Source organism: Phenylobacterium koreense, from assembly GCF_040545335.1.
GTDB classification, from domain to species: Bacteria; Pseudomonadota; Alphaproteobacteria; order Caulobacterales; family Caulobacteraceae; genus Phenylobacterium; species Phenylobacterium koreense.
Map to the genome: position 1 here is coordinate 231,100 of NZ_JBEPLU010000003.1, position 14,493 is coordinate 245,592.

The following is a 14,493-nucleotide window of genomic DNA, read 5'->3' on the forward strand; positions in this document are numbered from 1 at the left end:
CGATGCAAGCGCTCCGCACCGCCGCGACAGGCATGGCCGCTCAGCAGCTCAACGTCGATGTGATCTCGAACAACATCGCCAACATGAACACCGTCGGCTTCAAGAAGCAGCGGGCGGAGTTCCAGGACCTGCTCTACCAGACCATCGAGCGGGCCGGGGCGCAGTCGTCCGACCAGGGCAATGTGGTGCCGACCGGCGTGCAGGTCGGCGGCGGGGTGAAGACCGGCTCGGTCTACCGCATCACCCAGCAGGGCAACCTGACGCCGACCGGCGGCAAGTACGACGTGGCCATTTCCGGCCGCGGCTACTTCCAGGTGATGCTGCCGACCGGCGAGATCGCCTACACCCGGGCGGGCAACTTCTCGACCAACGACCAGGGCCAGTTGGTGACCGAGGACGGCTACCTGCTGGAGCCGGCGATCACCATCCCGCAGGACGCCACCGACGTCACCATCTCCAAGGACGGCCAGGTGCAGGCGATCCGCGCCGGCCAGACCCAGCAGGACGTGATCGGCAACCTGGAGCTGGCCACCTTCGTCAACGAGGCGGGCCTCGACGCGATCGGCGACAACCTGCTGAAGGAAAGCGCCGCCTCGGGCCAGCCGACGGTCGTCGTCCCGGGCATCGACGGCGCCGGCACCCTGAGCCAGGGCTACACCGAGAGCTCGAACGTCGATGCGGTGAGCGAGATCACCGCCCTGATCGTCGCCCAGCGGTCCTACGAGATGAACTCGAAGGTCATCACCTCGGCCGACGAAATGCTGCGCACCGCCAGCAACCTGAGGACCTGATCATGAAGCGCCTCGTCATCGCCCTGGCGGCCCTGATCGCAACGCCGGCGGCCGCGGGCCAGCCGGTGACACTGAAGCTCGATCCGGTGGACGCCGACGGCCTGATCACCCTGGCCGATCTGTTCGACGGCGCAGGCGCGGCCGGCAAGGTCGCGGTGGCCGCGCGGCCGGGCGCCAGCGCGGTGCTGGACGCCTTCGCGGTCCAGGCCGCCGCCCGCAACGCCGGCCTCGACTGGTCGAACGCCCAGGGCTACCGCCGGATCATCGTGCGCGCCGCCGCCGAAGGGGGCGCAGCGAGCGCGCCCCGCGGCAATGTCGAGGTGCTGACCTACGCCCGCAGCCTGGCCGCCGGCGAGATCGTCCAGGCCCAGGACGTGATCTGGGCCAAGGCGGCTGCGGCCCCGGCCGATGCGCCGGGCGACGCGGAGGCGGTCATCGGCCTGGCGGCCCGCCGGCCGCTGCGCGCCGGCTCCGCGGTCATGGCCCGGGACGTCGCCGCCCCGCAGGTCATCAAGGCCGGCGAACAGATCACGGTCGTCTACGAGGACGGCGGCATCTCGCTTTCGCTGCAGGGCAAGGCCATGGCCTCGGCCAGCGTCGGCGAGAGCTTCGCCGTGCAGAACATCGCCTCCAAGAAGATCATCCAGGCCGTCGCCAGCGGTCCTGGCCAGGCCGTGGTCGGCCCCGCCGCCGACCAGATCAAGGCCCTCCCCCGCACCCAGTACGCTCTTCGCTAGGGACCAACGCCCATGCGCCTCTCGACCTTCGCCCTCATCGCCCTGGCCCCGCTGGCGGCCTGCTCCACCGTCTCCGAGGCCGTGAAGGGCCCGGAACTGGCGCCCGTCGGCTATCCGTCGGCCCTCGTTGGGCGCGATCCGCCCGGCTTCGTCTCGGCGCGCGATCCGGCCCCGCAGGCGGCCTCGGCCAACTCGCTGTGGCGGACCGGCGCGCGGGCCTTCTTCATCGACCAGCGGGCCAACCGCGTGGGCGACATCCTGACCGTCCAGATCGACATCGACGACTCCGCCCAGACCCGCAACGCCTCGACCAGCAGCCGCACGGCTGGAATGAGCGCGGGGGTCCCCAACTTCTTCGGGCTGGAGTCCAGCCTCGGCAAGATTTTCCCCGGCGGCTACGACCCGGCCAACATGATCAACACCAACTCGACCTCGACGAACCAGGGGGCGGGCGCGGTCACCCGGTCCGAGAAGATCTCGCTGACCATCGCCGCGGTCGTGACCAACGTGCTGCCCAACGGCAACATGGTGATCGAAGGCACCCAGGAAGTCCGCACCAACGCCGAGCTGCGCCAGCTCACCGTCGCCGGGATCGTGCGGCCGGAAGACATCTCGTCGGCCAACACCATCAGGCACACCCAGATCGCCGAGGCGCGCATCAGCTATGGCGGCCGCGGCGACATCAGCCGGGTCCAGAAGGTCCCGGCCGGCCAGTCCCTGGTGGAGCGCTTCCAGCCGTTCTGACGGATCATCTGGGACCAGCCGGCGTTCACCCTGCGAAGGGAGCACCGTCATGCGCTTGCGAGCGCTGCTTGGACTTTGCGTTTCGTGCCTGCTGGCCGCCTGCGCGCACCAGGGCGACGGCGGCGGCGTCAGGGGCATGGCCTGGTCGCTGCACCATACCGAGGGCGAAGGCGCCAAGCTCGCCTATGGGGAGCCCGCCAGCGACAATGTGGTGCTGATGATGAGCTGCCAGCCGGGATCCGGCCGCGTCTTCGTATCGCTGACGGCGCCGGCGAGCAGCGCCTCCAACGCCATCGAACTGCGCTCGCGCCGCCAGACCAGCCGTTTCGAAGGCGCCGCCGCGCCGGGTCTGGGCGAGGGCGCGATCATCGAGGCCGAGGCCTCCGCGGCCGATCCGACCCTGCTGAGCTTCGCGCGGACCGGGGATCTGGCGGTGGTCGAGCAGGGGCGCGCCGCCCGGTTGCCGGCTGGACGCGCCGAGCGCGCCGCAGTCACCGACTTCTTCGCCCAGTGCCGCGCCGCCTAGAGCCTGCCACGAGCCGGTGATAGCTTGAGCGCATGAAGTCCGTCGCCGTCGCGCTTGCGCTCCTCCTTTCCGCCACCGCCGCCAACGCTCAGGAAGCCCAAGTCTGGGCCGTCGAAACGCCCAAGGACGCCGACGCCTGGTTGCATTTCGGCACGCCGGAGACCGACGACCATCCGCTGGCCTTCTCGTGCGAGCGCAAGTCCGGTCAGGTGCGGGTCGCCGCCGTGGTCGACCGCAAGATGGGGGTTCGGAAGGACGGAAACGCCTGGGTCGACCGCGCCGGGGTTCGGGCGCCCTGGCCCCTCAGCATCTCCCTCGCCTCCGAGGGCGGCTCGGTGACCCTGCGCGGCGCCGCCGAGCCTCACGACCCCAGCGGCGGCACAATGGTGTTCACCGAATTCTCGACCCGCGCGCCGTTCACCGAGGCCTTTCGCAAGAGCGGCCTCGTGCGCCTCACGGCCGCGGGCCAGACGATCGAGCCGCCGCCCGCGAAGAAGTCGATGGTCCGAAAGTTCCTCGGCGCCTGCAAATAGGCGCCCGAGCGTTTAGGCGCGCCGCCCGGCCGCCGAAACGTTGTCCACGCCCAGAGCCGCCAAGGCCCCGGCGACGATGCCGTCGGCATCGAGGCCCGCCTGGGCGTACATGGCCTCGGGCTTGTCCTGGTCCTGGAAGATGTCCGGCAGGGTCAGGGTCCGCACCTTAAGGCCGCGGTCCAGCGCCCCGTGGGCCGCCAGTTCCTGCAGCACGAAGGCGCCGAAGCCGCCGATGGCGCCCTCCTCGACGGTGATCAGGGCCTCGTGCTCGCGCGCCAGGCGCAGCAGCAGCTCGACGTCCAGGGGTTTGGCGAAACGGGCGTCGGCGACGGTGGTCGAAAGGCCGCGGGCCGCCAGCATGTCCGCCGCCTTGAGGCTGTGCGACAGGCGGGTGCCGAAGGAGAGGATGGCGACCGCCGAACCTTCGCGAACGATGCGGCCCTTGCCGATCTCAAGCGGCTGCGCCGGGTCGGGAATCTCCACACCCAGGCCCTCGCCGCGCGGATAGCGGAAAGCGGAAGGACGGTCGTCGATCGCCGCCGCCGTCGCGACCATCCGGACCAACTCGGCCTCGTCGGACGCGGCCATCAGCACCATGCCCGGCAAGGCGCCCATGAAGCCGATGTCGAAGGAGCCCGCGTGGGTGGCGCCGTCCGCGCCGACCAGACCGGCGCGGTCCATGGCGAAACGCACCGGCAGGCCCTGAATCGCCACGTCGTGGACGACCTGGTCATAGCCGCGCTGCAGGAAGGTCGAATAGATCGTGCAGAACGGCTTCATGCCATCGGCCGCCAGGCCCGCGGCGAAGGTCACGGCGTGCTGCTCGGCGATGCCGACGTCGTACATCCGCTGGGGAAAGCGCTTGGCGAAGAGATCAAGGCCCGTGCCGGAATCCATCGCCGCGGTGATGGCGACGATCTTGGCGTCCTTCTCGGCCTGACGGATCAACTCCTGGGCGAAGACCTTGGTGTAGGTCGGCGCTGACGGCTGGCTCTTGGCCTGCTGACCGGTGATAACGTCGAACTTCTGGACTGCGTGCAGCTTGTCGGCGGCGCTCTCGGCCGGAGCGTAGCCCTTGCCCTTCTGGGTCACGACGTGGACCAGGACCGGCTTGTCCTTGATCTCGCGAACGTTCCGCAACACCGGCACCAGGGCGTCCAGGTCATGCCCGTCGATGGGGCCGACATAGTAGAAGCCGAGCTCTTCGAAGAGCGTTCCACCGGTCACCATGCCGCGGGCGTATTCCTCCGCCTTGCGGGCGGCTTCCTGCAGCGGCTTGGGAAACACCTTGGCGACCGACTTGCCGAGGTTGCGCAGCGACTGGTAGCCGCCGCCGGACACCAGGCGGGCCATGTAGGCGCTCATCCCCCCGACCGGCGGGGCGATGGACATGTCGTTGTCGTTGAGGATGACGGTGAGCTGGCCGGTCGTCTCGCAGGCGTTGTTCATCGCCTCATAGGCCATGCCGGCGCTCATCGAGCCGTCGCCGATCACCGCGACCACGCGGTTGTCCTTGCCGGCCTGGTCGCGCGCGGCGGCGAAGCCGAGTGCGGCCGAGATCGAGGTGGCCGCATGGGCCGCGCCGAAGGGGTCGTATTCGCTCTCGCTGCGCTTGGTGAAGCCCGAGAGCCCGCCGCCCTGGCGCAGGGTGCGGATGCGGTCGCGCCGCCCGGTCAGGATCTTGTGCGGATAGGTCTGGTGGCCGACGTCCCAGATCAGGATGTCTTCAGGCGTCTCATAGACGTGGTGAAGCGCCACCGTGAGTTCGACCACGCCCAGGCCAGCCCCGAAGTGGCCTCCGGTCTGAGAGACGACGTCGATCATCTCCTCGCGCAGCTCGTCGGCGAGTTGTCGCAGCTCAGCTTGGTTGAAACCGCGCATGTCGCGGGGATACGAAACCTTGTCGAGCAGGGGCGTGACTGGCGGCATTATCGTTCGGTTCTTGTCTTTAGCTTCGGCGATCTAGCACGAAATCGACACTGGCCCGCAGGAAATCGGCTCGCGCGCCGAAAGGATCCAGATGGGCCTTGGTCTGCTCCGAAAGAAGGGCCAGTCGTTCGCGGGCCGCCTCGGCGCCGAGCAGGGTGACGTAGTTCGCCTTTCCCTTTTCTGCGTCCTTGCCGACACCCTTTCCCATCTCCGCGGCGTCACCTTCCGCATCGAGCAGGTCGTCGACGATCTGGTAGGCGAGCCCGATGTCCTGGGCGAAGGCCATCAGGGCGTGGCGTTCGGCCTCGCTCGCATGGGCCATGATCACCGGCAGCTCGAAGGAGACCGCGATCAGGGCGCCAGTCTTGAGGCGCTGCATCCGCGCGACGGTGCCGAGATCGTCCTTCACCCCCATCATGTCGATCATCTGGCCGCCGCACATGCCCTTGGCGCCCGAGGCCAGAGCCAGGCGCAGCACCATCTCGGCGCGCACGGCGCCGTCGGTGTGGGTGTCCGGATGGGCCAGGATCTCGAAGGCGACGGTCTGGAGGGCGTCACCCGCCAGCACGGCGGTCGCCTCGTCATAGGCCTTGTGGACGGTCGGCCGGCCACGGCGCATGTTATCGTCGTCCATGCAAGGCAGGTCGTCGTGGATCAGGCTGTAGGCCTGGATGCATTCCAGGGCGCAGGCCGCCCGCAGCACCGGACGGTCGTCCAGTTCGAACATCCGGCCGGTTTCGATGGCGAAAAAGGTCCGCAGCCGCTTCCCCGGCCCGAGGGCCGCGTATCGCATCGCCTCGGTCAGCCGCTGCTCCGGGCCTTCGGCGCGCGGCAGCAGTTCGTCGAGCGCGACCGTGACCAGATCGGCCGCCTGCGCCACCCGTTGCGCCAGGGCCATCAGTTGAACTCGGCCGGTTCGACGCCAGCCTGGCCGCCAGGGCCGACCACGATCTTCTCGACGCGGAGCCGCGCCGCCTCCAGGCGCTTTTCGCAATGCGCCTTGAGCAGGGCCCCGCGTTCATAGAGCTCGATCGACTGTTCCAGCGGCGCCTGACCCGACTCCAGTTGCCCGACGATCCGTTCAAGCTCGGCCAGAGCCTGCTCGAAGGAGAGCGCGTCGATGTCGGCGGCTTCTGCCATTGGAAAATCCTTGATATGCGAACAGGTTAGTCTAGGGGCGCGAGCGACCGCAACGCCAGAGCGTCAGGACCGCTCGTACCTGCGGGTCGACCAGTACTTCCAGCCCTGATTGGCCGTCAGCCGCCAGCCGCGCCGCTTCAGCGCCCGGCCTACCATAAAATTGAAGAAGCCGTGCGCCAGCACAACCACGTCCTGACCGCTTGCGGCAAGATCGACGATCATCTGCGCGGCCTCGTCGGCGCGGGCCTCGGCCTGCCGGCGGGTCTCCTGGCCCTCGTGGTGATTGAAGAACCACCACCAGACCCGGGCGATGAAGCCCCAGAGCTTGGGAGACATCTTCACGAAGCCCGGCCAGTTCGGCGGCGGCAGGGGCGCCTCGACGAACAGCGGCGTGCGGGAAAATTCGCGGCCCGCAGCGAGCGCCAGAGCGCTTTCGATCGAGCGATTGCGGACCGAGGAGATGATCACACCGGCCCGCGCGGTCTGCGCGATCAGGGCCGGCGGCGGCGTCTGGCCAGGCCGGATGCCCAGCAGCTCGTAGCGGCTCCAGTAATCGCGATAGCCATGGGCGCTCAGCATTACCTTGCGGTGGATGTCAGGTTCGCCATGGCGCGCCAAAACGATCGCCCCGGGGCGCGTGGCGGTCGATTGCGGAAGGTCGGCGGTCAATGCGTCGGCCATGTCATTCACAGGTCGGGATTCGCGCAACCCGGGCCTCGCCCCTACCCTTCTGAGAGAGCCCGAACATGCGCGAGCGCCGAACGGCCTAGAGCCTCAAGGTCGTACCCCCCCTCAAGCGAGGAAACAACCCGGCCCCGCGAATGGAGACGCGCGACACTCATGATCGCGCGGGTCGCCCAGGCGAAGTCCTCGGCCTCCAGGTTCTGCGTGGAGTCTCCGATGGGGTCGCGGACATGGGCGTCGAAACCTGCGGAAACCAGAATAAGGTCGGGCCCGAACACGTCTACATGGTCCATCAGGCCTTCGAACTGCTCGCGCCAGGCTTCCCGCGACGCACCGGGCGGCACGATGGCGTTGCGGACGTTGGAGGGCGCCTTTTCCGAGGGATGGCCGCTGCCCGGCCAGAGCGGCCACTGCTGCACGGAGGCGAAGAACAGGCCTTCCTGCCCGCCGACGGCCGCCTGAGTTCCATTGCCGTGGTGAACGTCGAAGTCGACGACAGCCACTCGTTCGATGCCGGAGAGCTGAGCCGCTCTAGCGGCGATCGCCACGTTCGAGAAGATGCAGAATCCCATGGGCAAGGCCGGCTCGGCGTGATGCCCCGGAGGCCTGACCGCGCAGAACGCCCGATTCTGTTCGCCCGAGGCCACGTCCCGCACCGCCTGGACCACTGCGCCGGCCGCCCGATAGGCCGCCGTCAGGCTGCCAGGGGACATGTAGGTGTCGTCGTCGAGCCGCAGCACGTCCTGCGTCGGCGCGCTGGCGATGATCGATCGGACATAGGCCTCGCGATGCGCAAGCTGCAGCTCGGCAGGGTCGATCAGCGGGGCCACCCGCCGATCCAGCCAGAGGTCGCTGTCCTCCAGCGAGCCCAGGACGGCGGCCAAACGCTCCGGCCGCTCCGGATGCCAGTCGCCCGGCCGGTGGCCCAACATGTCGGGATGAGTGTAGAGGGCGACGTCCATCAGAATCAGAGCCTAACTCGCCAAACGCCGAATATCGAATGCAGCAGCCCGTAATACGCAGAGCAGGTCCGTCCGACGCCGCCGTCCTGGCGGAACTTGGCGCCCGCACCTTCAGCGACACCTTCGCCCACCTCTATGCGCCCGAGGACCTGGAAGCCTTTCTCGCCGACGCCTACAGCCTGAAGCGGACCGGAGCCGACCTGGCCAATCCGGCCAAGGCGCTCTGGCTGGTCGAGGCCGGCGGCGAAGCGATCGGCTACGCCCTGGCCGGGCCGTGCGACCTTCCGCACCCGGAGGTGACGCCGGCCTGCGGCGAGCTGAAGCGCTTCTATCTGCTCAAGGACTGGCAGGGCGCCGGCGTCGGCGGCCGATTGTTCGCCGAGGTCATGGCCTGGCTCGAGCGGGAAGGCCCGCGCGACATCTGGATCGGCGTCTGGTCCGAGAATTTCGGCGCCCAGCGGTTCTATGGCCGGGAGGGATTTTCCAAGGTTGGGGAATACGGCTTCCGGGTTGGTCGCACGGTCGACCGCGAGTTCATCTTGCGACGTGTCGCGGAGAACCATTCCACCCTGGCGTGATTTTCGGCGCCTCCAACGCTGGTTCCTGCGAAGATTGCCGCGATTTAACGACCTAGACTTTGACGCTGCGTCACACATTTGCGAGGTTCCGCGCAATCATCGACGAGCTGTACGGGCGGCGGGTGGGATGCTGAGAATTGGTTATGTGCGCCTTCAGGATACGCGTTCTGCGGAAGACACCGCGGCGCTGAAATCCCTGGGGTGTCACGTTGTTCGCGCCGAGGAGCCGACCGATCCGACATCGGACGGTTCGTCGGTGCTGCTTTCGATTCTGGACTTTATCTCCGAGGGCGACGAGCTCGTGGTGACGCGTCTCAGCCACCTGGCGACGTCGGCGCGCGAACTGCTGGACATGATCGACCGGCTCGAAGCGCGTGGCGCGAGCCTGCTGGTCACCGAAGCTGAAGTCAGCAGCATCGGTGAAAGCGGCCGGGCGCTCCGGGCGGCGTTGGAGGCGGTGGCCAGCCTGGAGCCCGCCTGGAGCGCACGCCGCCGCAAGACCGCCCCCGCAGAGGACATTCGGGCGCTTCAGGCCGCCGGCGTGGGACCGGTGGAGATCGCCCGACGCCTGGGGGTTTCGCGGATGACCGTCTGGCGCAAGCTCAAGGAAACGACAGCCTAGGCTTGGGCCGGCGACCGAGACGAAATTCGCAACCTCGGGCTTGCCACCGCAACGTTATAATATTACGTCCCTCAAGCCGCAGCGCACGCAGGCGGCTCCTGGCGCTCCCGGAGGGATTTTTGAAACCTGCCCCAAGCTCCCTGCTGGACGCCTCGGCCGTTGGCCTGTCCGGTCTCTGCCTGGCTCACTGCCTGGCCCTCCCCCTCGTCGCCGCCTTCTCCCCCCTCCTGGCGACCTGGGCGGAGGCCGAGTGGGTTCACGCGGTGGTCATCGGCATGGCCGCGCCGCTCTCGATCTTCGCCCTGTGGCGCAGGGGCAAGGGCCTGGCGATCATCGGACTGTCGGCCCTTGGCCTCTCGATGCTGACCCTCGGCGCGTTCCATTGGCCGTCGGCGGAGCTTGAAACGCCGATCACCGTGGCCGGCAGCCTGGTGCTGGCCTGCGCCCACACGCTGAACTGGCGCCGGCGGCACGCCCACTAAAAAGACCGCCCTGAGCTCCGCGTACCGAACGCCATCTGGACAACGGCGGTCGCGGGGACCATCTTTCGGTGTCAAACGTCTGTTCGTCACCGTGGGAATCCCCGCCATGTTCATGCGCTTTTTCACCGAGCTGCGCGAAGCCAAGGTGCCGGTGACACTGAAAGAGTACCTCATGCTGATGGAGGCGCTCGACAAGGTGGTGATCGAACGGAAGGTGGAGGATTTCTACTATCTGTCGCGCTCGGCCCTGGTGAAGGACGAGAAGAACCTCGACAAGTTCGACCAGGTGTTCAGCCACGTATTCAAGGGCCTGGAGAAGGTCGAGGGCGTCGGGACCGCGGACATCCCTTCCGAGTGGCTCAAGAAGATCTCCGAGAAGTTCCTCACCGAGGAGGAAAAGGCGCAGATCGAGGCCATGGGCGGCTTCGACAAGCTCATGGAAGCGCTTGCCGAGCGCATGAAGGAGCAGAAGGAGCGCCACGAAGGCGGCAACAAGATGATCGGCACCGGCGGCACCTCGCCGTTCGGCGCCAACGGCTATCACCCCGAAGGCATCCGGATCGGCCAGGACAAGGGCCGGCACGGCAAGGCCATCAAGGTCTGGGACAAGCGCGAGTACAAGAACCTCGACGACAGCGTCGAACTCGGCACCCGCAACATCAAGGTCGCCTTGCGCCGCCTGCGCAAATGGGTGCGTGACGGGGCCGCCGAGGAGCTGGACATGCCCGGCACGATCCGCGGCACCGCCGAGAAGGGCTATCTCGACATCCAACTCCGCCCCGAGCGCCGCAACAAGATCAGCGTCCTGATCTTCTTCGACATTGGCGGCTCGATGGACAGCCACATCAAGGTCTGCGAGGAGCTATTCTCGGCCGCGCGGTCCGAATTCAAGAACATGGAGTTCTACTACTTCCACAACTGCCTCTATGAGAGCGTGTGGAAGGACAACCGCCGGCGTCACGCCGAAAAGCTGAACACCTGGGACATACTCCATAAGTTCTCCAGCGACTACAAAGTGATCTTCGTCGGCGACGCCACGATGAGCCCCTACGAAATCACCTATCCGGGCGGCTCGGTGGAGCACTGGAACGAGGAAGCCGGCGCCATCTGGATGGACCGCGTGGCCCAGATCTACGAGCACGTGGTCTGGCTGAACCCGACCGCCGAACGCCACTGGGACTACACGCCCTCCATCGAGGTCATGAAGCAACTGGTGAACGACCGGATGTTCCCGCTGACCCTTGAGGGACTTGAAAAGGCGATGCGCGAACTGGCGCGTTAAGCGCCGCCTCGCCGATTTTGTCACACCTGCTAAGCTGATGTGACAGTTGAGAGATTCGCCCGTGGACGCCGCCGAGGCCAACGACGCAGCAGAAAGCAACGAGGCCGCGACCAAGGCTGCGGTCTTCGCCGCAGCCGAGCGGCTGTTCGCCCTGCACGGCTTCCAGAACGTCTCCGTCCGAGACATCACCGCGGACGCGGGCGTGAACCTAGCCTCGGTGAACTATCACTTCGGCTCCAAGGACGCCCTGCTGTTCGAAATCTTCCGGCGCCGGACCGCGGAGCTGAACCGCGAGCGGGCGCGGATGCTGCACGAGGCGAACGACCGCCACCAGGGCGCCCCGCCGGTCCGCGAGATCCTTGAGGCCCTGTTCGCCCCGCCGCTGCGCTGGGGCGCGGCCAACAGCGACCGCCGCATCTCGGTCCAGTTCATCATCCGCTCACGCAGCGAGGGCACCGAGGAGATGCGCGAGGCGCTGGCCAAGGATGTCAGCCACCTCGCCCGCTTCGCCGACGCCCTGATCAAGGCGCGGCCCGACCTGCCGCCGGAGACGGTCTACTGGCGGCTGCATTTCTGCCTGGGCATGACCCACAACAACCGCTTCGCCGAGTTCGACCGCCTGCACGTGCTGTCCGACGGCCTGACCCGCGAAGGCGACACCGACGCGCTGCTCAAGCGCATGCTGGACTTCGCCGAAGCCGGCTTCCTCGCCTAGCCAAACAGCGTCAGCCGGCCGTTGGCCACGCCCACGCCACGTCCCTCGGCCCAAGCGGGAGTGGGTGACGCCGCGAGGCGATCAAGCGCATCTCCCTCCGGCCAGCCGCCGGCGACGTGAAACGCCGCAACGGTGTTCGGTTCGCGCGGCAGGACGCCGATAGCCTGCTCGACATCGCCCCAAGCCCGCGCGAGCGTTTCGCTGGAACCCGTCCGGATCACCACATAGTCGGCCCTGGGGATCAGGCTATTCGGTTCGGTCCAGAGCGCGATGCTGGAGAGCGTATCGCCTTCGGGCAGGAGCGTCAGATTGGCCACGGCGGTCGGCCGCCCTTCCCGCGCCAGGCGCTCGGCGACCAGAGGCTGCTCCTGTTCGTGGATTTCCGCCTTCCGCAACGCCGCCAACACCTGCAGGCTGGCGCTGCCGGTGGTGTCCTCGAAGGCTTTCCACTCGCCGTCGACCAGGATCAGCGGGACGGCCGAAACCGCGGGGCCATGCCGTTGGAGAACGCCCCGCGCGGCGGCGGCCATGGCCTCCAGCGCATCGGGATCATCCGCGCCTGCGACCAAGAGCATATCCCGGGTCACCGCGATCGCCACGGGCGCGCCGCGCAAGTCCAGCCCATTGAAAGTCTCCGGGACTAGCATCCTGCTGACGTCGTTGTAGTCCGTTCCCGCCGAAACGTAGAAGCCGTCCTCGTCCCGCTCGAAGGCCAACGGCTCGCGTTGGCGCAGGTTCGCCAGCGCCGCCTCCAGCACCTCCGGAAAGGAGCGCCCCCAGTCTGCGAGACGGTCCGGCTCGACGCCGGCCAAGCTGTGGGGACGGTCGATACCGACACGGATCACCAAGTGCTCGGTCAGCGGCCGCCAAGCCCCCGCCTTCGAGGGTTCGTAGCACGCCGCCAACTGGGCAGGCGCGGCCGCCCGCACGAGCGGAACCAACAAATCCTTGCAGGCCTCCCAGCTCGGATCAGCGCCCGCCTCGAGCACGAAGGACACGGCGTGGTCGATCGCAGTCTGGCGCGCGGCGCCGCGCGCGTCCGACCAGTGCTGGAAGAGAGGCTCGAGGTCCACGCCCCCTAAGATGCCCAAGTCGAACCGGAAGCGCTTCTCGTCATAGTCGAGCGGATGCGGCCAGCCTTGGCCGCGAACCCCTTCGAAAACCTGCTTGGCGAAGCGCTTGCGCCCGCCTCCGAACAAATCCAGCAGACCCATAAGCGCCCCTAGAGTTGATGCGCAAAACAAAACGAGAACACGCCTGTACTGTCAAGCTTGTTTGGCCAGGACTGGTCGGAAAACGGGCCAGAGCGCCGCAGGCGCCGTCAGCAAAGCTTGCGTTCACGATCCTGTGGGAACATCAAGCGTTGGCGCTCACTGGTTGCGCCCTGACCGGAACCCACTGCCTTGCGTACCTCCATCGTCCATCCCGGAGCCGATAATCTCCGCTACGAAATCCGCCAGATCGTAGAGGTCGCGCGAGCTATCGAGGCTGCAGGCCAGCCGATCCGTTGGGAAAACATCGGCGACCCGGTCGCCAAGGGCGAGAGCGCGCCCGGCTGGATCAAGGAAATCGTCGGCAAGGCTGCGCAGGAGGACCTGAGCTTCGCCTACTCCCCGACCAAGGGCCTGGACGAGACCCGCGCCTACATCGCCCACGAACGGAACCTCGAAGGCGGGATCCAGATCACGCCCGACGACCTCCTGTTCTTCAACGGGCTGGGCGACGCCATTTCGACCATCTACGGCGCGCTGCATCCGACGGCCCGGGTGATCGGCCCCAACCCGGCCTATCCGACCCACTCCTCGGCGGAGGCCGCCCACGCCGGCGCGCCGCACATCACCTACCGCCTCGATCCGGAGAACGGCTGGCGGCCCGACCTTGCCGACCTGGAATCCAAGGTCGCTGCCAACCCGCACATCGCCGCCATCCTGATCATCAATCCCGACAACCCGACGGGCTTCGTCTATCCGCAGGAAACCCTTGCCGCGATCGTCGATATCGCCCGCCGCTACAACCTCTTCCTGATTTCCGACGAGATCTATTCGAACCTCGCCTACGACGTTTCGGAGATGCGCAAGCTGGCCTCGGTGATCGGCGAGGTCCCGGCCATCGCCATGCGCGGGATCTCCAAGGAGTTCCCCTGGCCGGGCGCGCGCTGCGGCTGGATCGAGATCTACAACCGCGACAAGGACACCGACTTCGACCGCTTCGCGCGCTCGCTGCTCGAAACCAAGATGCTCGAGGTCTGCGCCACCACCCTGCCCCAGCGCGTCCTGCCGCGGGTCATGGGCGACGCGCGCTACTACCCTTACCTGGCCCAGCGCGTAGCCGCCTACGACCGCCGCGCCAAGCGCGCCGTCGCGGCGCTATCGGACATCCCGGAGATCACCATCCATCCGGCTCGCGGCGCCTTCTACATGACCGCCGTCTTCCGCCATGGCGTCCTGGGGATGGATCAGTCGTTGCCCACCTCGGCGAGTGCTGAAGCGATCATCTCGCCGCACCTCAGCGCCGCCCTCGACCAGCGCTTCGTGCTGCACCTGCTGGCGGCCACCGGCATCTGCGTGGTGCCGCTCTCAACGGGCTTCAACTCCGACCTGCAGGGCTTCCGCTTCACCTTGCTCGAAGCCGACGAGACGAAGTTCGAGGCCCTGCTGGCCGATCTGGCTGCGGCCCTGCGCGCCTATCTTGCAAGCGCGCCCAAGGCGGCCGGCCAGCCCGCCACCAAGAGCGCCGCCGTGGCCTGAAGCCAGTGAGGCGCGGGCCTC

General features: G+C 67.6%; 17 protein-coding genes. 11 read left to right on the forward strand and 6 right to left on the reverse strand.

Annotated elements, in window-relative coordinates; all coding sequences use genetic code 11:
* Window positions 1-2: 2 nt before the first annotated feature.
* The 5 genes from flgG to ABID41_RS17150 are packed head-to-tail and all read left to right on the forward strand — an operon-like array spanning window position 3 to window position 3,331.
* Window positions 3-791, forward strand: coding sequence for a flagellar basal-body rod protein FlgG (gene flgG, locus ABID41_RS17130; RefSeq protein ID WP_354298244.1), 789 nt, complete (start codon window positions 3-5; stop codon window positions 789-791).
* Between the two features lie 2 nt (window positions 792-793).
* Window positions 794-1,528: a flagellar basal body P-ring formation chaperone FlgA gene (flgA, locus tag ABID41_RS17135; RefSeq protein WP_354298245.1), complete on the forward strand. Its 735-nt coding sequence runs from the start codon at window positions 794-796 to the stop codon at window positions 1,526-1,528.
* A gap of 12 nt (window positions 1,529-1,540) precedes the next feature.
* Window positions 1,541-2,272 (forward strand): flagellar basal body L-ring protein FlgH, encoded by a 732-nt coding sequence (gene flgH / locus ABID41_RS17140; protein WP_354298246.1) that lies wholly within the window; start codon window positions 1,541-1,543, stop codon window positions 2,270-2,272.
* Between the two features lie 49 nt (window positions 2,273-2,321).
* Window positions 2,322-2,798, forward strand: a complete 477-nt coding sequence (locus ABID41_RS17145; RefSeq protein WP_331932026.1) for a hypothetical protein — start codon at window positions 2,322-2,324, stop codon at window positions 2,796-2,798.
* A 32-nt stretch (window positions 2,799-2,830) separates the two neighbouring features.
* Window positions 2,831-3,331: a hypothetical protein gene (locus ABID41_RS17150; protein ID WP_354298247.1), complete on the forward strand. Its 501-nt coding sequence runs from the start codon at window positions 2,831-2,833 to the stop codon at window positions 3,329-3,331.
* Between the two features lie 12 nt (window positions 3,332-3,343).
* Here the strand turns inward: ABID41_RS17150 and dxs are convergent, their stop codons facing one another.
* The 5 genes from dxs to ABID41_RS17175 form a co-directional block, all read right to left on the reverse strand.
* The gene (dxs, locus tag ABID41_RS17155) at window positions 3,344-5,260 is read right to left on the reverse strand and encodes a 1-deoxy-D-xylulose-5-phosphate synthase (RefSeq protein WP_354298248.1); all 1,917 of its coding nucleotides are present in this window, start codon (window positions 5,258-5,260) and stop codon (window positions 3,344-3,346) included.
* Between the two features lie 19 nt (window positions 5,261-5,279).
* Entirely contained in the window at window positions 5,280-6,161 is an 882-nt protein-coding gene (locus ABID41_RS17160; RefSeq protein WP_354298416.1) for a polyprenyl synthetase family protein, read from the reverse strand.
* Window positions 6,158-6,400 (reverse strand): exodeoxyribonuclease VII small subunit, encoded by a 243-nt coding sequence (locus ABID41_RS17165; RefSeq protein WP_331932023.1) that lies wholly within the window; start codon window positions 6,398-6,400, stop codon window positions 6,158-6,160. Before ABID41_RS17165 ends, ABID41_RS17160 begins: the two co-directional genes overlap by 4 nt.
* A 63-nt stretch (window positions 6,401-6,463) precedes the next feature.
* Window positions 6,464-7,081 carry a histidine phosphatase family protein gene (locus ABID41_RS17170; RefSeq protein WP_331932022.1) on the reverse strand — a complete coding sequence of 206 codons (618 nt, stop codon included), beginning with the start codon at window positions 7,079-7,081 and terminating at the stop codon, window positions 6,464-6,466.
* Window positions 7,082-7,122: 41 nt separating this feature from the next.
* The gene (locus ABID41_RS17175) at window positions 7,123-8,046 is read right to left on the reverse strand and encodes a histone deacetylase family protein (RefSeq protein WP_354298249.1); all 924 of its coding nucleotides are present in this window, start codon (window positions 8,044-8,046) and stop codon (window positions 7,123-7,125) included.
* A 38-nt stretch (window positions 8,047-8,084) separates the two neighbouring features.
* Here ABID41_RS17175 and ABID41_RS17180 point away from each other — a divergent pair, with 38 nt between their 5' ends.
* From ABID41_RS17180 to ABID41_RS17200, 5 genes are all read left to right on the forward strand, one after another.
* Entirely contained in the window at window positions 8,085-8,624 is a 540-nt protein-coding gene (locus ABID41_RS17180) for a GNAT family N-acetyltransferase (protein ID WP_354298250.1), read from the forward strand.
* A 127-nt stretch (window positions 8,625-8,751) separates the two neighbouring features.
* Entirely contained in the window at window positions 8,752-9,246 is a 495-nt protein-coding gene (locus tag ABID41_RS17185) for a recombinase family protein (RefSeq protein ID WP_331932019.1), read from the forward strand.
* A gap of 119 nt (window positions 9,247-9,365) precedes the next feature.
* The gene (locus tag ABID41_RS17190) at window positions 9,366-9,728 is read left to right on the forward strand and encodes a MerC domain-containing protein (RefSeq protein ID WP_331932018.1); all 363 of its coding nucleotides are present in this window, start codon (window positions 9,366-9,368) and stop codon (window positions 9,726-9,728) included.
* A 106-nt stretch (window positions 9,729-9,834) separates the two neighbouring features.
* On the forward strand, window positions 9,835-11,010 hold the full coding sequence (locus tag ABID41_RS17195; RefSeq protein WP_354298251.1) for a vWA domain-containing protein: 1,176 nt from the start codon (window positions 9,835-9,837) through the stop codon (window positions 11,008-11,010).
* Between the two features lie 46 nt (window positions 11,011-11,056).
* Window positions 11,057-11,725 (forward strand): TetR/AcrR family transcriptional regulator, encoded by a 669-nt coding sequence (locus ABID41_RS17200; protein ID WP_414695983.1) that lies wholly within the window; start codon window positions 11,057-11,059, stop codon window positions 11,723-11,725.
* Here the strand turns inward: ABID41_RS17200 and ABID41_RS17205 are convergent.
* Window positions 11,722-12,939: a DUF1444 domain-containing protein gene (locus ABID41_RS17205; RefSeq protein WP_354298252.1), complete on the reverse strand. Its 1,218-nt coding sequence runs from the start codon at window positions 12,937-12,939 to the stop codon at window positions 11,722-11,724. The two genes, ABID41_RS17200 and ABID41_RS17205, sit on opposite strands and share 4 nt — an antisense overlap.
* Before the next feature lie 189 nt (window positions 12,940-13,128).
* Between ABID41_RS17205 and ABID41_RS17210 the strand changes: the two genes are divergently transcribed.
* Window positions 13,129-14,472 carry a pyridoxal phosphate-dependent aminotransferase gene (locus ABID41_RS17210; protein WP_354298253.1) on the forward strand — a complete coding sequence of 448 codons (1,344 nt, stop codon included), beginning with the start codon at window positions 13,129-13,131 and terminating at the stop codon, window positions 14,470-14,472.
* Window positions 14,473-14,493: the final 21 nt, after the last annotated feature.